Origin of the sequence: Gluconobacter sp. P1D12_c (assembly GCF_018812105.1) — a bacterium.
Lineage (GTDB): Bacteria > Pseudomonadota > Alphaproteobacteria > Acetobacterales > Acetobacteraceae > Gluconobacter > Gluconobacter oxydans_A.
The window spans coordinates 1-354 of record NZ_JACSIQ010000894.1; the positions used below are offsets into that span (position 1 = coordinate 1).

Annotated in this window: 1 protein-coding gene; it reads left to right on the plus strand. The window is 57.1% G+C overall.

Translation table 11 applies throughout. The features are described from left to right. A partial coding sequence (locus KP705_RS19680; protein ID WP_215765533.1) for a transposase occupies positions 1–354 on the plus strand: 354 nt, incomplete at both ends.

The following is a 354-nucleotide window of genomic DNA, read 5'->3' on the forward strand; positions in this document are numbered from 1 at the left end:
GAAGTGTTCCGTCCTGATCTGGAGAAGGCACTGGCCTATTCAGATGGAAGCAAAGGCGGGCGACCGCCATTTGATCCGGTGCTGATGTTCAAGATCCTGGTGATCCAGACGTTGAACAATTTGTCTGATGAGCGGACGGAATATCTGATCAACGATCGCCTGTCGTTCATGCGCTTCCTTGGGCTGGGGCTTTCAGATCGTGTTCCTGATGCCAAAACACTCTGGCTGTTCCGTGAGCGCCTGACGCAGGTGGGAGCGATCGAGGGTCTGTTCAACCGTTTTGACGCGACCCTGCGGCACGCCGGCTATCTGCCGATGTCGGGCCAGATCCTGGATGCAACGCTGGTGGCGGCT